The 19,247-nt window shown below is 64.3% G+C and carries 18 protein-coding genes; 11 read left to right on the top strand and 7 right to left on the bottom strand.

Features of this window, described 5'->3' with window-relative positions; translation table 11 throughout:
- Positions 1 to 76: 76 nt before the first annotated feature.
- The 3 genes from Q8J98_RS12205 to Q8J98_RS12195 are packed head-to-tail and all read right to left on the bottom strand — an operon-like array spanning position 77 to position 3,884.
- On the bottom strand, positions 77 to 1,777 hold the full coding sequence (locus Q8J98_RS12205) for a peptide ABC transporter substrate-binding protein (RefSeq protein ID WP_305294588.1): 1,701 nt from the start codon (positions 1,775 to 1,777) through the stop codon (positions 77 to 79).
- Between the two features lies 1 nt (position 1,778).
- Entirely contained in the window at positions 1,779 to 2,861 is a 1,083-nt protein-coding gene (locus Q8J98_RS12200; RefSeq protein ID WP_305294587.1) for an ABC transporter ATP-binding protein, read from the bottom strand.
- A gap of 21 nt (positions 2,862 to 2,882) precedes the next feature.
- On the bottom strand, positions 2,883 to 3,884 hold the full coding sequence (locus tag Q8J98_RS12195) for an ABC transporter ATP-binding protein (protein ID WP_305294586.1): 1,002 nt from the start codon (positions 3,882 to 3,884) through the stop codon (positions 2,883 to 2,885).
- 216 nt (positions 3,885 to 4,100) lie between these two features.
- Between Q8J98_RS12195 and argE the strand changes: the two genes are divergently transcribed.
- Positions 4,101 to 5,261 carry an acetylornithine deacetylase gene (gene argE, locus Q8J98_RS12190; RefSeq protein WP_305294585.1) on the top strand — a complete coding sequence of 387 codons (1,161 nt, stop codon included), beginning with the start codon at positions 4,101 to 4,103 and terminating at the stop codon, positions 5,259 to 5,261.
- Positions 5,262 to 5,387: 126 nt separating this feature from the next.
- On the top strand, positions 5,388 to 6,554 hold the full coding sequence (locus tag Q8J98_RS12185) for a M20 aminoacylase family protein (RefSeq protein WP_305294584.1): 1,167 nt from the start codon (positions 5,388 to 5,390) through the stop codon (positions 6,552 to 6,554).
- Positions 6,555 to 6,599: 45 nt separating this feature from the next.
- Here the strand turns inward: Q8J98_RS12185 and Q8J98_RS12180 are convergent, their stop codons facing one another.
- Complete coding sequence (locus Q8J98_RS12180; protein WP_305294583.1) at positions 6,600 to 7,007, bottom strand: universal stress protein; 408 nt, start codon at positions 7,005 to 7,007, stop codon at positions 6,600 to 6,602.
- A gap of 83 nt (positions 7,008 to 7,090) precedes the next feature.
- Complete coding sequence (gene moaA, locus Q8J98_RS12175; protein ID WP_305294582.1) at positions 7,091 to 8,092, bottom strand: GTP 3',8-cyclase MoaA; 1,002 nt, start codon at positions 8,090 to 8,092, stop codon at positions 7,091 to 7,093.
- Between the two features lie 283 nt (positions 8,093 to 8,375).
- Here moaA and Q8J98_RS12170 point away from each other — a divergent pair, with 283 nt between their 5' ends.
- The 7 genes from Q8J98_RS12170 (at position 8,376) to Q8J98_RS12140 (ending at position 14,972) form a co-directional block, all read left to right on the top strand.
- Positions 8,376 to 8,639 (top strand): hypothetical protein, encoded by a 264-nt coding sequence (locus Q8J98_RS12170; protein WP_305294581.1) that lies wholly within the window; start codon positions 8,376 to 8,378, stop codon positions 8,637 to 8,639.
- A complete protein-coding gene (locus Q8J98_RS12165; RefSeq protein WP_305294580.1) occupies positions 8,636 to 9,433 on the top strand; it encodes a hypothetical protein in 798 nt (265 codons plus the stop codon). Before Q8J98_RS12170 ends, Q8J98_RS12165 begins: the two co-directional genes overlap by 4 nt.
- Positions 9,430 to 9,810 (top strand): hypothetical protein, encoded by a 381-nt coding sequence (locus Q8J98_RS12160; protein WP_305294579.1) that lies wholly within the window; start codon positions 9,430 to 9,432, stop codon positions 9,808 to 9,810. Before Q8J98_RS12165 ends, Q8J98_RS12160 begins: the two co-directional genes overlap by 4 nt.
- 251 nt (positions 9,811 to 10,061) lie before the next feature.
- Complete coding sequence (locus Q8J98_RS12155) at positions 10,062 to 11,297, top strand: lipopolysaccharide biosynthesis protein (protein ID WP_305294578.1); 1,236 nt, start codon at positions 10,062 to 10,064, stop codon at positions 11,295 to 11,297.
- A 143-nt stretch (positions 11,298 to 11,440) separates the two neighbouring features.
- Positions 11,441 to 12,688 carry a Coenzyme F420 hydrogenase/dehydrogenase, beta subunit C-terminal domain gene (locus tag Q8J98_RS12150; RefSeq protein ID WP_305294576.1) on the top strand — a complete coding sequence of 416 codons (1,248 nt, stop codon included), beginning with the start codon at positions 11,441 to 11,443 and terminating at the stop codon, positions 12,686 to 12,688.
- Positions 12,685 to 14,073, top strand: a complete 1,389-nt coding sequence (locus Q8J98_RS12145; RefSeq protein WP_305294575.1) for a hypothetical protein — start codon at positions 12,685 to 12,687, stop codon at positions 14,071 to 14,073. Before Q8J98_RS12150 ends, Q8J98_RS12145 begins: the two co-directional genes overlap by 4 nt.
- Positions 14,064 to 14,972 carry a glycosyltransferase family 2 protein gene (locus tag Q8J98_RS12140; protein WP_305294574.1) on the top strand — a complete coding sequence of 303 codons (909 nt, stop codon included), beginning with the start codon at positions 14,064 to 14,066 and terminating at the stop codon, positions 14,970 to 14,972. The genes Q8J98_RS12145 and Q8J98_RS12140 overlap by 10 nt, the downstream gene beginning before the upstream one ends.
- An 11-nt stretch (positions 14,973 to 14,983) precedes the next feature.
- On the opposite strand, the gene Q8J98_RS12135 is transcribed toward Q8J98_RS12140, so the two are convergent.
- Entirely contained in the window at positions 14,984 to 15,130 is a 147-nt protein-coding gene (locus Q8J98_RS12135) for a hypothetical protein (RefSeq protein WP_305294573.1), read from the bottom strand.
- Positions 15,131 to 15,169: 39 nt separating this feature from the next.
- Here Q8J98_RS12135 and Q8J98_RS12130 point away from each other — a divergent pair, with 39 nt between their 5' ends.
- Positions 15,170 to 16,435: a polysaccharide pyruvyl transferase family protein gene (locus Q8J98_RS12130; protein WP_305294572.1), complete on the top strand. Its 1,266-nt coding sequence runs from the start codon at positions 15,170 to 15,172 to the stop codon at positions 16,433 to 16,435.
- Positions 16,436 to 16,474: 39 nt separating this feature from the next.
- Positions 16,475 to 17,218: a WecB/TagA/CpsF family glycosyltransferase gene (locus Q8J98_RS12125; protein ID WP_305294571.1), complete on the top strand. Its 744-nt coding sequence runs from the start codon at positions 16,475 to 16,477 to the stop codon at positions 17,216 to 17,218.
- Positions 17,219 to 17,309: 91 nt separating this feature from the next.
- Here the strand turns inward: Q8J98_RS12125 and Q8J98_RS12120 are convergent, their stop codons facing one another.
- Positions 17,310 to 19,178 carry an OmpA family protein gene (locus Q8J98_RS12120; protein WP_305294570.1) on the bottom strand — a complete coding sequence of 623 codons (1,869 nt, stop codon included), beginning with the start codon at positions 19,176 to 19,178 and terminating at the stop codon, positions 17,310 to 17,312.
- Positions 19,179 to 19,247: the final 69 nt, after the last annotated feature.

Raw genomic sequence — 19,247 nt, 5'->3', positions numbered from 1 at the left:
TGCCTCGGGTCAGCTCGCTTGGTCAAAGATGCGCCGCCCCGGCACAAGGGCAGGGGCGGCGCGGGAAGGGGTCAGATCACTTGATCCGATACCAGTCCGAAACGTTCCAAAGCTCGCTGTCCCAGGTGTTCAGCACCACGCCACCAAGCGAAAGCGCGTGCGCCGAAAGCCGGCCACGGTCAACCAGCGGCACCACGGTATAGGTATCCTTGGTCAGCATCTCGTTCAGACGCTTGGCTATCTCGGCGCGTTTGCCCATTTCGCCGGTGCGGCCAAGTTCCACGATCAGGGCATCATAGGCCGGGTCGCAGAAACGGTTGATGTTCTCGCCCTGCCATTGGGTTGCGGGCGAGGGTGCCTTTTCGCAGGTGTATTGCGCAAGGTAGGGCTCGGGGTCGGTGCCGTCGAAGTTGTTGGCATACATCTCGACGTCGGAATAGAACTTCTGGAAGGTGTCGGGCGAACCCGCGTCACCGCCGAAATACACGCCCGCGTCGATCGCCTTCAGTTCGACCTCGACACCGATCTCGTTCCACCACTGCTTGATGATCGCCTGGAAGTCCTGGCGAACGGCGTTGACCGAGGTCTGGTAGAGCAGCTTCAGGCGCATCCCGTCTTTCACCCGCACGCCATCCGGCCCCGGCACCCAGCCGGCTTCGGTCAGCAGCGCCTTTGCACCTTCGACATCCTGCACCAGGCAATCGGTGTTGTCCGAGGCATAGGCCGCCGGTGCCGGGACCAGGTTGCAGGTGGCGCGACCGGCGTTGCCGTAGCCGATTTCCACCAGCACGTCGCGGTCGATCGCCATGCTGAGCGCCTTGCGCACGCGCAAGTCAGACAGGATCGGGTGCGGATGCGCCGAAGTCGCGCGCTGGCCTTCAGGCAGCGAGGCCGAAGGATCGGTCAAGTTCATTTCGATGCGCTCGACCAGCGTGCCGAAAGCATAGATGAACTGGCCCTTGCCGCCCGCCGTCATCTGGCCCTGCACTTCGGGCGAGATCTGGGTGTTCCAGGCATAGTCGAACTCGCCGGTTTCCATCACCGCCCGTGCCGCCGCAGCAGCTTCGCCGCCGCCCTTGACTGTCAGCGTCGCAAACGCCGGTTTGGTCGGGTCGCGGTAGTTCGGGTTGGCTTCCATCTGCACCACGTCGTTGGTGCGGAAGCCGGTCACCCGGAACGGGCCGGTGCCGATCGGGGCAAAGTTCTGATCGGTGCAGCTCGACGCGGCAGCGCCAGAGCAATTGGCGAACTGCGCCGCCTGAATGATCGGCGAGGTGGAGCCGACAAAGGCGGTGTAGGGGTTCGGGCGCGGCTCGTTGTAGGTGACCTTGACGGTCAGATCGTCAAGTGCTTCGACCGTTTTGATGCCTTCATAGCGCGCCAGCTGGGCGCAGCCACCGGCGGGGTCCATGCAGTAATTCGCCGAAAACACCACGTCGGCCGAGGTTACCGGGGTGCCGTCGGACCACAGGAGGCCCGGCTTCAGCTTCCAGGTGATCGAGGTCAGGTCGGCCGACACGCCACCGTTTTCGACGGTCGGGACTTCGGCGGCAAGGCGCGGGATGACCTCGCCCTTTTCGTTGAAGCCCGCCAGCGGTTCGATCACCAGGCTTGCGGTTTCCACGTCCTTGGTGCCCGAGGAAAGGTAGGGGTTCAGCGTTGATACCGCTTGCCAGTAGATGATGTTCACCTGGCCGTCGGTGCCGCGTTCGGCGTAGGCGGCGGGGGCGAGCGCGAAGCACGCAGCCGCGCCCAGAAGGGCGGTTCTCAGTTTCATGTCAGACTCCTTGTTGGGTAGTTGGATTGTTGGTGCTCAAGCGGGTCTTGCCTGATCCGTTCTCTGCCGCCGTTGCCCCGGCGGTCGTTGCGGTTTCGTAAAGGTGACAGGCCACGAAGCGGCCCGGTTCAAGTTCGCGGCTCGCCGGTTCCACCCGGCGACAGATATCCATCACCTTCGGGCAGCGCGTGCAGAAGTTGCAGCCCTGCGGCGGATTGGCAGGCGAGGGCACATCGCCGGTCAGAATGATGCGGCGGCGGCTTGCCTCGTGCACCGGGTCCGGCTCGGGCACCGCAGACAAGAGCGCCTGCGTGTAGGGGTGCATCGGGCGTTCATAAAGCGCCTCGCGCGTGGCCAGCTCGACGATCTTGCCCAGATACATCACCGCCACGCGGTCAGCGATATGGCGCACCATGCTCAGATCATGGCTGATGAAAAGGTAGGTCAGCCCAAGCCGGTCCTGCAACTCCTCCAGGAGGTTGACCACCTGCGCCTGAATCGAGACATCGAGCGCCGCAATCGGCTCGTCACAAACGATGAACCTCGGGTTCAGCGCCAGCGCCCGGGCAATGCCGATGCGCTGCCGCTGCCCGCCCGAAAACGCATGCGGGTAGCGGTTGGCAAAATCGCGGCTGAGGCCGACGGCATCCATCAGCTCGTAAATCCGCGCCAGCTTTTCAGCGCGGCTGAGGGTGGTGTGCTCGTCCAGCGGCTCGCCAATGATGCCCGCCACCGTCATGCGCGGGTTGAGGCTTGCCTGCGGATCCTGAAACACCATCTGCATGGTCGGCCGCATCCGGCGCAGCGCATCGGCGCTGAGCCTGGCAATATCGACACCGCCAATGCGGATCGAGCCATCGGTGACATTGTAAAGCCGCAAGAGCGCGCGCCCGCAGGTGGACTTGCCGCAGCCCGATTCCCCCACCAGACCGAGCGTCTCGCCCTGATAGATATTGAAGCTGACGCCATCGACCGCCTTCACGTCACCGACCCGGCGCCGGAACAGGCCTGCGGTGATCGGGAAATACAATTTCAGCCCGTCAACCTCGACCAGCGTCTTTTGCGAGGGTGCGTGGTCAAACATGGGCTGCACTCCGCGCGCGGGTCATGTAACCGCCCCGCTGGCATCAAAATCCCGGAAACAGGCGACGTCATGGCCATTTCCGACCGGGCGGCGAAGCGGGTTTTCCCGCGCGCACCGCTCGACCGCATGCACGCAGCGCGGGCGGAACGGGCAGGAGGCGGGGGTTTCGATCAGCATCGGCGGCTGGCCCTCGATCACGTTGAGCTTCGCGGCACGTTTGCCAAGCACCGAGGGTACGGTTTTCAGAAGCGCCCGCGTATAGGGATGGCGCGGATGCGCAAAAAGCTCGCGCACCGGTGCCTGCTCCACGATCTGGCCGCCATACATCACCATCACCCGGTCGGCGATGCCTGCGATCACGCCCAGATCATGGGTGATCCAGACAATTGCCATGCCGAGCTTTTGCCGCAACTCGCGGATCAGTTCCAGTATCTGCGCCTGAATGGTCACATCAAGCGCGGTGGTCGGCTCGTCGGCAATCAGCACCTTGGGGTCGCAGGCGAGGGCAATGGCAATCATCACCCGTTGCCGCATCCCGCCGGAGAACTGGTGCGGGTAGTCGCCAAGACGTTGCCCGGCATCGGGAATATTGACCAGCTCCAGAAGCTCCTGCGCGCGTTTGCGGGCCTCGGTCTTGTTCATGCCAAGGTGGCGGCGCAACGGCTCCATAAGTTGGAAGCCGATGGTGAACACCGGGTTGAGCGAGGTCATCGGGTCTTGAAAGATGAATCCGACGCCAAGCCCGCGCACTTCGCGCAATTCCTTGGGCGAGCACTTCAGAAGATCGCGCCCGTCGAACATCACCCGGCCTTCGCGGACCTCGGCAGGGGGCGAGGGCAACAGCCCCAGAAGCGACATCATGGTGACCGACTTGCCCGAACCGGACTCGCCCACCACACCCAAAAGCTCGCTCGGCTTGATGTCGAAGCTCACCGAATTGACGGCATGAACCTCACCGCCACGGACCTTGAAGACGGTCTTCAACCCCTCGACGTGAAGGACAGCTTGCGCCCCATCGGGCATGGATTGCTCCCAGTTCGTTGTTATTGTTATTCTTTGCAGTGCAGGACGCGGCCCCCCAGTGGCCGCATTCTTGCCAGTGTTAGAGATTTTTAGCGCTCACGCAAGTTCGATTCTGCCGCTGTTCCGCAAAGAAATATCCCCTGCATGGAGGCGAGGCTGGGGGTTGAACTTCGACGGCGCGCAGCGCAGCCTGCCTGGCGCAACCCGGAGGATACATTGCCAGACCTTGCCACTGCCCGCATGCTGCTCGATCGGCTTGTCGCCTTCCCCAGCGTCAGCCGAGACAGCAATCTTGACCTGATCGAATGGGTTCGGGGCTGGCTTGAAGCGCAAGGCATCAGCGCGCAGGTGGTTCCTTCGCCTGACGGGAGAAAAGCCAGCCTTTATGCGCAAGTGGGGCCGGCGCTGCCGGGGGGCGTGGTGCTTTCGGGCCATTCCGACGTGGTGCCGGTTGACGGGCAGGCATGGACCTCGGACCCGTTCACCGTGACCGAGCGCGACGGGCGGCTTTATGGCCGTGGTACCTGCGACATGAAGGGGTTCGATGCGCTCGCCCTTGCCGCGCTGGTGCTGGCGAAGCGGCGCGGGGTGAAGCGGCCGCTGCAACTGGCGCTCAGCCACGACGAGGAACTGGGCTGTATTGCCTGTATCCCGATGATCGACGCCATGGCAGCGCTGCCACGCGCCAGCGCCGTGATCGTCGGTGAGCCGACGATGATGAAGGTCGTCACCGGCCACAAGGGCGGCATGGCCTATTGGCTGCGGGTGCGGGGCTACGAGGTGCACAGCTCGATCATGCACGAAGGGGTGAGCGCGATTCTCGAAGGCGCGAAGCTGCTCGCATGGGTCAATGAACAGAACGCCGCAAACCGGGCGGCCAGGCCGGGGCCGCTGGCGGCGATGTTCAACCCGCCGTGGACCACGGTGCACAGCGGGCAGATTTCGGGCGGCACCGCGCACAACATTACCGCAGGTGCCTGCGAGTTCGGCATCGACTTTCGGGTTGTGCCGGGCGAAGACCCCGACCACTGGCGGCAGGCCTTTTACGCCAAGGTGGCCGAGGTAGAGGCCGAGATGCAGGCGGTGCGCCCCGAGGCGGGGATCGACGTTGACGAACGCTTCGTGGTGCCGCCGCTGGCACCCGAAACGCAGGGTGCCGCCGAGGCCCTTGCGCGCGCGCTTACCGGAGACAACGCCCGCCATGTGGTCAGCTATGGCACCGAGGCCGGGCAGTTTCAGGTGCGCGGCTGGTCGGCGGTGGTCTGCGGCCCCGGCGACATCGCGCAGGCGCATCAGGCCGACGAATACCTGACCGTGGCGCAGTTCCGCGCAGGTTGGGATTTCATGGAGGATCTGGTCGCGGGGCTGTGCAAGTGAGCCGACTTGGTTGCCGCCGGGGCTTGGAAACGGGACCGGGCTGCGCGTGACGGCTTGCCACTGCCCGCGCCTTGGCTCAGGCTGGCAAGGTCGCGGCCGGTGCCGCCCGAAACTCAGGAGCCTCAAATGCCCCCCAAGAACCGTTTTGCCGAGCTTTTGCCCGAAATCACCGCCTGGCGGCGCGATTTTCATGAGAACCCCGAACTCTTGTTCGATGTCCACCGCACTGCCGCAAAGGTGGCCGACCTGCTGCGCGGCTTTGGCTGCGACGAGGTGGTGGAAGGCATCGGCAAGACCGGCGTCGTTGCCGTGATCAAGGGCAAGACCGATGCCAAGGGCCGCGTCATCGGGCTGCGCGCCGATATGGATGCGCTGCCGATCATCGAGGCGACCGGGCTGCCCTACGCCTCGAAAACCCCCGGCAAGATGCATGCCTGCGGCCATGACGGGCATACCGCGATGCTGCTGGGTGCCGCGAAATACCTGAGCGAGACGCGCAACTTCGATGGCACCGCGGTGCTGATCTTCCAGCCAGCGGAAGAAGGCGGCGGCGGCGGCCGCGAGATGGTGAATGACGGCATGATGGAGCGCTGGGGCATTCAGGAGGTGTACGGCATGCACAACATGCCGGGCATACCGGTCGGCCAGTTCTCGATCCGCCCCGGCGCGCTGATGGCGGCGGCGGACCAGTTCGAGGTGGTGGTGACCGGCAAGGGTGGGCACGCCGCCAAACCGCATGAAACCATCGATACCACGCTGGTCGCCGCGCAGATCGTGGTGGCGATGCAGTCGATCGCCTCGCGCAACGTCGATCCGCTGAAACAGGTGGTGGTTTCGATCTGCACCTTCCGCACCGAATCCGAAGCGTTCAACGTGATCCCGCAAACGGTGCTGCTGCGTGGCACCGTGCGCACCATGGACCCGGCCGTGCAGGATTTCGTCGAGGCGCGGGTGAAGGCGCTGGCCGAGGGTACGGCAGCGGCTTTTGGTGCAACCGCGAAGGTCGATTACCAGCGCGGTTATCCGGTAACGATGAATGCGCCGGAAAACACCGAACATGCAGTGAAGGTCGCGCAGGCGGTTTCGGGTCGGGTCGATGCCGATACCGCGCCGCTGATGGGGGCCGAAGATTTCAGCTTCATGCTGAACGCGCGGCCGGGGGCTTATATTTTCCTCGGCAACGGCGACACGGCGATGGTGCACCACCCCGCCTACAACTTCGACGACAACGCAATTCCCTTCGGTTCCAGCTGGTATGCCGGAATGGTCGAGGAGCGGATGCCCGCCGCCTGAACTGCCGCATTGCCGCCGCGCCAGAAGGGTGCGGCGGCACTTGGCTCAGCGCAGCACATGCACCGCGCATTTGGCGTGGCGCACCACCCGCGAAGCGGTGGAGCCGAGGAAATAGTCCGAAAGCCCCGGCCGGTGCGAGGCGATGATGATGCAATCGGCCTCGTTGTCCTCGGCCCAGGCAAGTATTGCCGGGCCTGCGGCACCGCGAGCGAGCGCCGGGGTCACCCCCGGAGACTTGGCAGCAAGCGCCGCAAGCTCGGCCTCTATCGCTTCGCCGAGGTTCTGCATGTAGCCCTCGGGCAAATAGTCGATGGCGTAGGCGGGAACCTCTTCCATCACATGCAAAAGCGTGATGCGCGCGCCCTTGTCTGCCAGCTTTGCGGCCACCGCCAGCGCCGCATCGGGGCTCTGGTCATGGTCGAAAGCGACGGGCACTAGGATGTTTTTATACATGGGGCCTCCTTTGCGGGTTACGCTGGCAGTCTGGCGCAAATCGTGGTCTTGCGCGTTGACCCATGTCAGTGCCGCGATGGGCCTCAACCGCCAGTATGGCTCATCGTGCGGCTGATTGCACCGCCAACATGGGCGCGCGAATAGTCGAAATCATGGCCTTTGGGTTTGCGGGCAATGGCGGCACGGATTGCGGCAACCAGCAGCGTATCGTCGGTGTCGGCGCGAAGTGGCGCGCGCAGGTCGGCCATGTCTTCCTGGCCAAGGCACATGAACATCTCGCCGGTGCAGGTGACGCGGACCCGGTTGCAACTTTCGCAGAAATTATGCGTAAGCGGCGTGATGAAGCCGATTTTCTGGCCGGTTTCAGCAAGCCGCACATAGCTTGCCGGACCGCCGGTGCGCTCGGACAAGGCATTGATCGTGTAGCGCGTCGCCAGCCGGGCGCGCAGATCCGAAAGCGGCCAGTATTGATCGAGCCGGACCGCCTCGCCAAACTCACCCATCGGCATCACCTCGATGAAGGTGAGGTCGTGGCCTTCGGCGGCGCACCATTCGATGAGGGTGAAAAGCTCGTCCTCGTTGAAGCCCTTGAGCGCCACCGCGTTGATCTTGACCGAAAGCCCCGCAGCTTTCGCAGCGGCAATGCCATCAAGCACCTGCGGCAGGTGGCCCCAGCGGGTGATTTCAGCGAACTTTTTGGCATCAAGCGTATCGAGCGACACATTCACCCGCCGCACCCCGCATTCCGCCAATTCCGCCGCATAACGCGCCAGTTGCGAGCCGTTGGTGGTTACCGTCAATTCGTCAAGCGCGCCCGTCGCCAGATGCCGCGACAGTGACCGGAACAGCGTCATGATGCCCTTGCGCACCAAAGGTTCGCCGCCGGTGATGCGCAGCCTGCGCGCCCCCAGCCCGATGAAGGCGGAACTGAGCCGTTCCAACTCCTCAAGCGTCAGCAGGTCGCGCTTGGGTAGAAACTGCATGTGTTCGGCCATGCAATAGGTGCAGCGAAAATCGCAGCGATCGGTAACCGAAAGGCGCAGGTAGCTGATCGCGCGGCCAAAGGGGTCAACAAGCGGGGTCATCGGGCAAATCTAGCGGTTCGCCGACGCGGCGGCAAGCGGCGCTTGGCAGGGAGGCGGCAAAAGGGTGAAGCAGCGCGGCGACCCTGACCGGGCCTGTTCCGCCCTTCCTGCAAGGCCAAGACACCGGGTTATTGCTGAAATCCTGACGTTGCGGGCGCTGGCAGCGCGCGCCCGCATAGCAATTTTGGCGCGGATTGCTGGGAAGGTCGGGGTCGTTTTCACCCGCGAGCCCTGCGTTTGCACCCTCGTGCATCGCCGCGCCTCAACTTTCAGGAGCATCATCGTGAACCCGTTCAAAAACCGTGCACTTTCGCTGGGCGGACCCGCCACCGACATTCTGCCGGTTACCCCAAGCGACAGCGTGGATTTGCCAATGGTCGCCCCGGCAATGTATGTCGAGACCGGCGGCAACCTGGTGATCGTCACCGTCGCCGGGCAGACCCGAACCGTCAAGGTTGCGGATTTTTCAGTGCTGGCGGTCGGCGTGAGCCGCGTCAGGGCCACCGGTACCACCGCAACGGGCATTCATGCGCTGGTGCTTGCATGAAGTTCACCTGCGACTTTTCCTTTACCTCGGCACCGCACAGGCCGCAGCGGGGGTGGCATCCGGGCAAGCTGTTCGCCAGCGGTGAGCCGGGCGCGTGGTATGATCCCGCAGACCTGTCCACGCTGTTTCAGGACGTTGCAGGCACGGTGCCGGTGACTGCGGCAGGCCAGCCGGTGGCGCTGATGCGCGACAAGTCCGGCAATGGCAACCACGCCAGTCAGCCGGTCGCTTCGGCGCGACCGATATACCGCACCGGCGGTGGACTGCACTGGCTGGAGTTTGACGGGGTTGACGATGGCCTCGCAAGCGCCGCGATCGACTTCAGCGGAACCAACAAGCTGAGCGTCTTTTCGGCGGTGCGTAAGCTCGGGCTGACGGAAGGAACGATTGCGGCCCTGGCGGGGCTGGGGCCTGGCGAAGATGGCGGCATGGCGCTGCGCAGCCACATCGATGCATCGCAGTACAAGGTCGGCTCGCGCGGCACGGTTGCCGCGTTCATCGGCGACAACGAACCAAGCCATGCCACGCCGCATACGGGCGTTGTCACCACTCTGATCGACATTGGCGCGCCATCGCTGACGCTTCGCGCGAACGGCTACAGCCGACAGACCGGCGCAACCCAAGGCACCGGCACCTTCGCCAACGCCCCGATCTATATCGGCAAGCAGGTGGTTGGCGCGCGGCCTTTCCTGGGCAACCACTACGGGCTTTGCGTTCGCGGGGTGGCGTCAAGTGCCGCAGAAATAGCCAGTGTCGAAGGCTATCTGGCAAGAAGGGCAGGGGTGACGCTATGAGGATCACGATCGCCTGCCCCGAGGCCCTGATTGTAGAGGCCAATCAGTTGATGCGTTGCATTGGCAGCGGCGTTGATGATGATCGCACTTTCGCAAGCGCGATCTGGCAAAGCGCGAATGGCGCGCGCTTTGCCTGCGCGGCGCAAGAGGCTGATCCGCTGTGGCTGGAACTGGCCGCGGGCACCCTGACCGAGCCTGCCTGGGGTTGCGACCTTGCCGCGGCGATGGCGGCACAGGAGCGGCTGGTTTTCTGGTCCGAACCCACACCGGGCGGTCAGGTGGCTGTCGAACCGACAGCAATCTGGGTGCTCACCGGTATGGCCCCCGCCCAAGCGCTTGCGGCCATGGGTTTGGCCCCACTCGACCTTGGCGATTGAAGCCGACGTAGCCTGACCAAATGCCCAATCCCGATTGGGGGCACCCTCACGGTGCCCCTTTTTGGTTTGTGTTTTTGTAACCGTCATACGGGCGCTCGGCGCTGGCGAGCAGCCCCGATCCCTCGGCGATCCGGAAAAATGGAATACAACCGGGCCTTGTGCCAGCGGTTGCCTGAAAGCGGCGCATGCGCTACTGTTCCGGTGAATTTGGCGGATCGGTCCGCAGGCGCAATTCCGGGAAACGGGCCTAGATGAACAACCACCAAACCCGCCAAGTGACTATTCACCTGGTGCAGAGCTGGTTTGGAATTCTGTCGAGTGTTCTAGGCACTATCGTCATCTTCATTCTCATTGCGCGCAGCCTCGGCCCGGAGGAGTTCGGAATTTTCGCGCTGGTCTATGCGCTTGCATCTCTTGCCGGGTTGGTCTTCGATTTTGGTTACCCGCCCCGCCTGCTGCGCGAAACAGATGCACTGGCAACGCACTGTGGCGGGCTTCCGCTGCGGGTAATGCATGCCAAGGTTGTGCTCCTTTCGGTGTTGACGCCGACCTTGTTCACCGCCGCCTGGGCAATCGGGCTTGATCCTTGCGTGCTGGCGGCGATCTGGGCGGGGATCGTGCTTCTCTCCTTCGGCAATGTGTTCGCCGCGATGCTCCGGGCGCGCGGCCACCACGGACGCGATGCCGCGAACCAGTTTGCTGCGAATGCGTCGGGCGCGCTGTTGGCGCTGGGGCTTTATGCGATGTCGGCAACGCCGCTGGCTTTTGCGCTGGTGATTGCCGCGATCGGGGCCGCCTATGCGGCATTGACGCTACTCAGTTGGCGGCGGCAGTTTGCATTGGTGCCCGAGCGTTTTTCGTTGGCATCGGTCGGTGCCGAACTGCGCGCCGGACTGGCCTATCTGCTTGATGCGTTCACGCAGCGCGGTTTCGGCTTTCTGGACGTGGCCGTTCTTGCGGCGGTGGCCCCGCCGCTCATCGTGGGTTTGTATCAGGCGGGTCAGAAGATCGCGCTGGGGGCCGGGTTGGCCGCGCAGCCTTTCAACAACGTGATGCTGCCAAGGCTGTCGCGCCTTGCCGCGACACCGGCGCAGTGGCACCCAACCGCGCTGCGGTTCTTTGCCGTGCAAGCGGGCATCGGGCTGGCGGCATTCGTACTGCTGGCGGGCCTCGGCCCCGCCATCGTCGATCTGGTCTACACCGAGGCTTATGCGCCGGTTCGCGGGTACATGTGGCTTTTTGGGACGCTCGTCGGCGCGCGCTATGTGGCATCGTCGCTGGGGATCATGGCGACGTCGCTGGGGCTGCAAAGACAGCGCGCGATGATCAACCTGGCAGGCCTCGCTGCATTCGCGGCGCTCGCGCCGGTATTGGCAACGCAGTTCAGCGCGCGCGGCATGATACTGGCCGCCCTGCTTGGCGCGTTGGCAAGCGCGTCGGGGCTTCTGCTTTTGTTGAAACGCCAGCTCGGGTGGGCACGAACATGAACAGGACCCTCAGGATTTTCGCGCGGCTTTTCAAACTTCTGCTGCGCCCGGACTGGTTTTATGACCCCGCGTCGCTTCCCGGAACGCCGATCGTCTGAATGATCAAGGCAGCACCCATTTCCGGCCCGTAGAAGGAAGCCCGCATGTCCGTCGCCCGAACCATCTGCCAAAGCGGTCTGTGCATTGGCTGCGGCTATTGCGCCTCGCTCGGCGGCGGCGGCATGGGGCTTTCGCGGGCAGGGTTTCTTGAACCCGGACCCGAAGCATTTGCGCTGGGTCCGCAAGCCGAGGCGCGGGTGCGCGCCGCCTGCCCGGGGCTGGCGGGAGACATGGTTGTGCCCGCGCCGCTGACCGATCCTTGCCCCGCCGGGGCCGTCGATGACCGGCTATGGGGCCGGTCTTTCAGCGTCGCGACTGCCTGGGCCACCGACCCCGCAACCCGGCATGCAGGCGCATCCGGCGGGGTGCTGACGGCGCTTGCGCGTTGGCTGATCGAGAGCGGCAGGGTAAAAAGCGTCCTCGTTACCAGCTATGATCCGGGCTACCCGATCGGCACCCGGTCCGCGAGCAGTTCGGATCCGGGCACCATTCTTGCAGCGGCAGGGTCGAAATATGCCCCGGCCGCGCCGCTGGCGGCACTCGCCCGGCTACGCGAAAATCCCGGGCCACACGCGGTGATTGCCCGCCCCTGCGACATCGCCACCCTGCGCCGCGCGCTTGCGGCGGGCGATGTGCTCGATGTGCCGCTGCTGCTTTCGTTCTTCTGCGCCGGTACGCCAAGCGACGCGGGAAACCGCGCCCTGCTGCGCGAAATGAAGGCAGGAGAGCCGGAAGATGTGCTGCGCTTTCGCCACCGCGGCAATGGCTGGCCCGGCGAAACCCGCGCCGAACTGGCCGACGGCAGCACCCGCACATGCAGCTATGCCGAAAGCTGGGGCAGGGTGCTGCGCCGCCATCTGCATAGCTTGTGCAAGGTCTGCCCCGATGGCATTGGCGAGGCCGCCGATCTGGTCGCCGCCGATGCCTGGTATGGCGATGCGAACGGCTATCCGCTGTTTGCCGAAGCGGAGGGCCGCAGCCTGTTGCTGACGCGCACCGCGGCGGGGCAGGCGCTTTACACCGAGGCCGTTGCCGCCGGGGTCTTGCAGGCCTCGCCGCTTGATATCCGCGAGATCGACCGCATGCAGCCCGGCCAGATCGACCGCCGCCGCCAGCTTGCCATGCGGGTACTGGCGTTTCGCACCATGGGCCACGCGCTGCCCCGCTACAACGCCGCAGCACTTGCAGGATACCAGCGTGACCTGCCGCTGAAAGGCCGCCTCTGGGGCTATGCCGCGACCCTGCGCAGGCTTCTTGCGCAGCGCTTGCGCGGATGGGGAGCAGGCGCGTGAGTCTCGTCCGTTTCTATCTTTTTGCGCTGCTATGTATTCCGTTCTACATCGGGCCAGAAATTGCGGCCAACGTGCAGATCAACGTCGAGCGCGCACTGCTGGCGCTGTTGCTTTTGCTCGTGGGGCTCGGAATTCTTCGTGGCGTCGTTGGTCCTGCGCTCGAAAGCCTCGCAGCGCAGCGGCCTTTGATATTGACGCTGCTTGTGCTCTTCTTTTTCTGGCGCGCACTCGCGGCAGTCTTCTCCGGCGTGGCAGTAGCAAAATACATCTTTGTCAATGAACTCATCAGCAATGCTTTCGTTTTCATCCTCTTTTATGGCAGCTTTCTGCGCCAAGACATGGAAACGGAAGCTCTGCGGATATTCCGCATGAGCGCTTTCTGGATGCTTGCCGTCGTGGCATTTGAAATTGCCACGGGCACCAATCCATTTACCGCCTTGGCCCCGGATTCAGCTGATGTTGCAACGGCTAATGCGGCGATCCAGAGGCTCGGGGTGCTTCGTACCAAGGGTACCTTCGAACACCCGCTGACGCTTGGCAACTTTGTAACATTGTTGCTTCCGATCTTCCTGTTTCTGGATGCAAGGTTCATGCGGCGACGTGCTGCGCTCATGGTTGCCGCAGCGCTGATCATCTGTGGTGCTATGACCGGCTCACGCACCACTGGTGTTCTGATGGCGTCAGAATTGGCATTCTACTTCATTTTCAGGGGGCTGTGGTTTGTTCGATCCGGGCGCAGCATCAATTTCGGGCACCTGCTATGGCCGCTTTTCCCTCTGGCCATGACCGCTGTCGTTGCATTCGTCGAAGAGCGAACCGGGCGCGGAGTGTTTGAAGATTATGTGCGCGCGGCGCAGATTCACAACGGCATCCTGGCAATCGAAAGTGCCCCATGGCTCGGCTTTGGCCAAGGATCAGGCGCGATACACTCCCTCGCCGAGGCGATGCGATACGGCGAAGGTTCGATGCGCTTGTGGGACGCCAATCTTGCGACGATTGATAATTGGTATCTGAGCGTCTTGCTCGCCTCTGGCTACCCCGGGGCAACCTTGTTTGTGTCGCTGCAAATGGCGGTGCTGCTGCCGCCAATCGCGCTGCTTCTCTCGCGCCGCGCGCGCGAGCGTCTGGCACGGGAAAAAACACTCGGCCTGTTTGCCGGGCTGACGCTTTCAGTTGCAGCGGGAAACGCCTTTATGGTGATCTTGTCGATCTTTACACTTCATCCTCTGCATTACATCATCCAAGCTTGGCTGGTTTTTCATACGGCGAAGCATGTGGGCATTATAGGTCAGGATCGAGCAAATTTGCGTGCTGCCAGCGTCGCGCCCATTGCCCGCGGATCCACCGCCCGCGATCCTGCTGAGCAGGGTGCGCCTTGGACCTGACCATCATCATCGTCACCTACAATTCCGCGGGCCTGGTGCGGGACTGTCTGGAAAGCCTGCGGTGGCACCGGCCGCAGCGGTACGGCGCGCAGCTGGTGGTGGTGGACAACGCCTCGCAGGATGACACCGCAGCGATCATCCTTGCCGAGTTTCCCGAGGTGCGGTTGCTGCGCAGCCCCGAGAACCTCGGGTTTGGGCGGGGCAACAATCTGGGCATGCAGGCGGCACCGGCGCGCTATTACTATCTGCACAACCCTGATGCCCGGCTGCAGGGCGACAGCCTTGACGAAGCGCTGGACATTCTGGAGACCCAGCCGGAAATCGGCGTTGCGGGTTTGCCGCTGGTGTTCCCGGACCTGCGCCCGCAGACTGCGGCCTATGCCTTTACCGGGCCGCTCAAATGGGTGCTTCAGGTCCTTGCTGTGCCGCGACTGGCGCGCGCGGTCGCGGTTTCGCAGCGGCTTGGCTGGCTCCGGGCGGGCCTGCGTCGGTTGCCCATGGCGCGGAGCTTCCTGCAGACCCATGCGGGCGGCGATTTCCCGCTGCCGCAAAGCCGCGAGGTCGATTGGGTCTGCGGTGCGGCGCTTATCTTGCGCGAGGCGGTGCGGGCTGATCTCGGGGGCGGTTTCGACCCGGCGATGTTTCTTTACGGCGAAGACGAGGATCTTTGCATCGAGGCCAGAAAAAGCGGCTGGGGGGTGGCGCAACTGGGCGTGACGCCGGTGATTCACGAATTTGGTTGGGGCGGCGCGGGCAAGGCCTCTCCCGATGTCGCGCGGTTGAAAGCGGAAAGCCTCAAGGTATTCATCAACAAGCATTTTCGCCGGGGCGGCCCGCGTTGGGCGGCAATGCGCGCGCTCTTGTGGCTGAAAAAGCGTCGCTGGGGGGTCAAGGATTGAAGGCCGGGCGCTCAGGTGTGCAGCAGCGCCCGGATTTCGGCATGAAGCGCCGCGGTCTCGGCATTGCAAAAGGCAATCTCGCCGGGGGTGAGCACCGATTGCCAGTAGCTGGTGATGCTGTCGCTGCTGCGCTTGCCCGGATGCGCCCGGTTCGGCAATCTGGCTTCAGAGGTCGCGGCAAGCGGGGCAGGCGGAGATTGTTCCCCACCTGCCACGGCGGTATGGGGGTCTGGCGAATTGGTTTGGGCGAAATGCTGACGATCGGGCTTTTGTGGCACAGTTTCATTTCGGGAAACCTTGGTGTAGGCGCGCTGAGCGATGCCAACATGCGGCTGATCGAAGATGCGGCGCGCGAGGTGCTGCCGGGGCAGGGGCTTCGCTTCATCCTGTTCGGGCCGCGCGGCGATCACCGCCTTACCTCGCCCGAGGCTGCCACAGGCTACGAATATGTCGAGGTTTCGGCGCTCCGCCGGGCCGCGCAGGTGCGGCGAAAACTGGCGGCCTGCGATCTGGTTTTCGATATCGGCGAGGGTGACAGCTTTTCCGATATCTATGGCGTCAAACGCTTTGCCAAGGTTGCCGGGCTGAAATTTCTTGTGCCGCAGATGCGCCGCCGTCTGGTGTTGAGCCCGCAGACCTATGGTCCGTTTAACGCCTTCTGGGCGCGGGCGATCGCCGCGGCTGCGTTGAGCCGTTCGGCGCTGGTGTTCGCCCGTGACGTGCCTTCGGCTGACCGGGCCCGCGCGCTGATGCGGCCGAAGCGGGCGCAGGCGCTGGAGATTGCCACCGATGTCGCCTTTGCGCTACCGCCGCTACCGGAGTGGCCGGTGACCTTTCCGCATCTGGAACCGGGCAAGATGCATGTGGCGATCAATGTCTCGGGCTTGCTCTACGCGGGCGGCTACAGCGGCAAAAACCAGTTCGGTCTGTCGCTCGATTACCGGGCGCTGACCGATGCGCTGGTCGCGGCATTCGCGGTGCGGCCCGATCTGGTGCTCTGGCTGGTGCCACATGTCTTTCGGATCGGGTCCGAGGGGCGGGAAAGCGACCTTGTGGTTTCACGCGCGCTGGCAGCGGCGAGCCCGAAGATCAGGCTCGCACCCCAGTTCCGCGACGCGCGCGAAGCCAAGGCCTTCATCGCCGCGATGGATCTGGTGATCGCCGCGCGCATGCACGCTGCAATTGCCGCGGTTTCAAGCGGCGTCGCCTGCGTGCCGCTCAGCTACAGCCCGAAGTTTCAGGGGCTTTTCACCTCGCTCAACTATCCCTTCACCATTGACCTCAAGACTTCCGGGCAGGACGAGGCGGCGCAGGCCTGCCTTGCGGCACTTGCGCGGCTGCCCGAAATGCGCGCTTCGGCGCAGGCGGCTGCGGCGATGGCGGAAGCGAACCTTGAACCCTACCGGCGCGGGATCCGCGCGCAACTGCGCAAAGCCAGCAACCTGCCGACCCTGGAGGCCTGATTGGGCACCGAAGGGCAAGCGCGCAAAGGAGCCGATGGCGTGACCCTGAAACGTGATGCGGCCTTGCGCGCTGCCGCGCTGATCGCACGCATTGAAGTTGTGCCCGATGAAGCCGCCTTGCAGGCGCTCATGGTGCGGCTGCTCGCGCGTGATGGCGTTACCACGGTTGCCTTTGTCAACGCCCAGTCGTTCAATCTGGTCTGGGAAAGCGCCGAGGCATTTCGTGCCTTCATGGATGCCGATGTCCTGCTGCGTGACGGGATCGGCATCAAGCTGCATTTTCGCCTTTCAGGCCGCGAGCCGGGGCTGAACCTGAGCGGCACCGACTTCATCCCCAAATTGCTCGCCGCCTCGGTTGGCCGCGAACTGGCGTTGTTCGGCACGGCGGAGCCTTGGCTCGGCCGTGCGGCCGCAGCGTTTGAGGCAGCGGGGCAAAACATTGTCGCGCGGGAAAACGGGTTTGAACCGATCGAGGTTTACACCGATACGCTCGCGCGCAATCCGGCGCGGGTGGTGCTTCTGGCAATGGGAATGCCGCGGCAGGAGCGTGTCGCGGCGCATATCCGCAGGCAGTCGCCGCAAAAACCCGCGCAACTGCTGATCTGTGGCGGCGCGATTCTGGATTTCGTTGCAGGGCGGCATCCACGGGCACCCCGCTGGATGCGCGCCATCGGCATGGAATGGCTGTTTCGCCTGATGCGGGAACCAAGGCGGCTCTTTCGGCGATATGTGATTGGCAATGCAAGGTTTCTCTGGCGCAGCCGCGCGGCGCGCAGGCTCTGATGGCCCCCCCCTTGGCCCAAAAAACTCCGGGGCGCGGCTGCCGCTTTCGTGCGGCAACCGCGCCCCGGTTTCGGTTTCGGCCAGACTGACCCTAGTTGAGCAAGCCAGTGATCCGGCGCACCGCGACCCGGCGGTTCAGCCGCTCTGCGTCGAGTGTCCGGATTTTCAGAAATTGCTCGCCGTAGCCTTGAACCACCATGTTTTCGGGCGGCACGCCAAAGTACTCCGCAAGCGCCAGCGCGACGGTCTCGGCCCGGCGGTCTGACAATGCGAGGTTATAGGCAGGCTCGCCGATCGCATCCGTATGGCCTTCGATCAGGAAAATTTCGCGCGGGTCTTGCGCCACGAGGTCGGCCATCAGGGTGCCAAGCTGGCGCAGCCGTTCGGCCTGGATCGGCGGAATAGCCGCCGAGTTGGTCTCGAAGGTGATCGCCTGAAGGTTGATCTCCAGCGCCAGTTCGCGCACTTCGCGGATGTCGCGGATCTGGCGCAGGCTGAACGAGCGGTCGATCTGGCGCAGATCCGCGGCGAGCAGCGCCGCGCGCAGCGCGTCACGGTCAGTGCTTTCGGCAAAGTCGAACTGCCGCGGTTCGGGCTGCGGCAGGGTGCGCAGATCCACCGTTTCCACCACCCGGGTATCGTCGATCAGGGTCGTTTCCAGCCCGTTCACACCGATATGCACCCGCCGCTGCACCCGCCCTTCGGCATCGCGGATGGTCACGATCTGGGTGCCGTCGGCGCGCAGAACGAAGGTTCGGGTCGAACCATCACTAAAGGTCTCGGTGCGCACCGTTGCGCCGGGTTGCAACAGCAGCACGTCATCATCCTTGTAGATGCGATAGCCGCCGAATTCATCCTGCACCACGACACGGTCACCGGTGTTGGCGACCACTCTTTCGTTGTTCTTGAGGATCGCCCCGACCACCACCGCGCCAAGCAGAAGCAGACCTGCCTTTTCGAGGTTTGTCAGCCCCTTGTCATCGGCCTTTGGCGCGGCGCTTACGGTGTTGTCGAACTCCTGCCGACTGGAGCGGGTGTCAGCCTCGGAGATGGTGCGGGTCACGACCTCGGCTTCGGGCACCGCCGTATCTGCGGCTTTGGCGGCCTCGGTTTCAACGGCGACAACTGGCACATCCGGCACGCTGGTGCGCGGCGCGCCGCCAACAGGATCGTCACAGATAGCGCCTGCGATCAACGGGTTGCAGGGAACTGCAGTGGTTTCTGCCTGCAGGATGGCAGCGGCTTCGGCGGCTTTGCGCGCGGCGTCGGCGGCGGCCTGCATTGCGGCGGCTTCGGCGGCTTCCTGCTCGGTCAGAGCTTTCGCCGCGGCACGCGCGGCCTTGCCCGCGGCGGCTTCGCGCGCGGTTGCTGCCGCGGCGGCGCTATTGTCGGCGGCCTTCGCGCGCTCTGCCTCGGCGGCAGCCGCAGCTTCGATTTCGGCAGCCCGCAAACGTGCCGCTTCGGCCGCGACGGCGGCGGCGGTAGCCTCGGCCAGTGCGGCGGCGTCTGCGGCGGCTGTCGCGGCTGCGGCGGCGCTTGCTTCGGCGGCGGCGGTGGCTGCCTCGGCCTCGGCGCGCGCTGCGGTTGCTGCCTCGGCGGTTGCCGCCGCCTCGGCCTTGGCGGCGTCGGCTTCGGCCCTTGCGGCGTCGGCAAGCGCCTTTGCCGCGGCTTCCTCTGCTTCGGCTGCGGCTGCTGCGGCAAGCGCCTGCGCCAAGGCCTCGGCGCGGGCGGCCTCGCCGGGCTTTTCAGGCTTGCCGGGTTTCACCGGCTTGCCGTTTTTCCCAAGCTCGGGCGCGGTCACCAGCAGCTTGGTGACCGGGTCAAGGCAGGGCACGGCATCGCGCAGCAATTCCGGCGTGCACTCAGGTATCACCGGCTCCTGTGCCACGGCGACGACGGGCTGAAACAGCGACAGAGTCATGACAAGCGCAGTGGTCGATTTGAAAATTCCGAGTTTCATGGTGTTCTCACCTTTGTGCCGAGTGCGACTTGCGGGCAGGGCCCTGGCGCAGCGAAGTTGCATATTCCC

The sequence above is a fragment of the Phaeovulum sp. genome (assembly GCF_030684035.1).
In the GTDB taxonomy this organism is placed as follows: Bacteria; Pseudomonadota; Alphaproteobacteria; order Rhodobacterales; family Rhodobacteraceae; genus UBA6213.
This window is presented reverse-complemented; position numbering and strand designations above follow the sequence as displayed.

Bases quoted from the DNA above. Each gene is read 5' to 3' on its own strand.
- Q8J98_RS12195 (WP_305294586.1), bottom strand. From the start codon at position 3,884: ATGCCCGATGGGGCGCAAGCTGTCCTTCACGTCGAGGGGTTGAAGACC.
- moaA (WP_305294582.1), bottom strand. From the start codon at position 8,092: ATGACCCCGCTTGTTGACCCCTTTGGCCGCGCGATCAGCTACCTGCGC.
- Q8J98_RS12200 (WP_305294587.1), bottom strand. From the start codon at position 2,861: ATGTTTGACCACGCACCCTCGCAAAAGACGCTGGTCGAGGTTGACGGG.
- Q8J98_RS12150 (WP_305294576.1), top strand. From the start codon at position 11,441: ATGTCCGTCGCCCGAACCATCTGCCAAAGCGGTCTGTGCATTGGCTGC.
- Q8J98_RS12180 (WP_305294583.1), bottom strand. From the start codon at position 7,007: ATGTATAAAAACATCCTAGTGCCCGTCGCTTTCGACCATGACCAGAGC.
- Q8J98_RS12185 (WP_305294584.1), top strand. From the start codon at position 5,388: ATGCCCCCCAAGAACCGTTTTGCCGAGCTTTTGCCCGAAATCACCGCC.
- Q8J98_RS12205 (WP_305294588.1), bottom strand. From the start codon at position 1,777: ATGAAACTGAGAACCGCCCTTCTGGGCGCGGCTGCGTGCTTCGCGCTC.
- Q8J98_RS12155 (WP_305294578.1), top strand. From the start codon at position 10,062: ATGAACAACCACCAAACCCGCCAAGTGACTATTCACCTGGTGCAGAGC.
- Q8J98_RS12160 (WP_305294579.1), top strand. From the start codon at position 9,430: ATGAGGATCACGATCGCCTGCCCCGAGGCCCTGATTGTAGAGGCCAAT.
- Q8J98_RS12165 (WP_305294580.1), top strand. From the start codon at position 8,636: ATGAAGTTCACCTGCGACTTTTCCTTTACCTCGGCACCGCACAGGCCG.
- Q8J98_RS12120 (WP_305294570.1), bottom strand. From the start codon at position 19,178: ATGAAACTCGGAATTTTCAAATCGACCACTGCGCTTGTCATGACTCTG.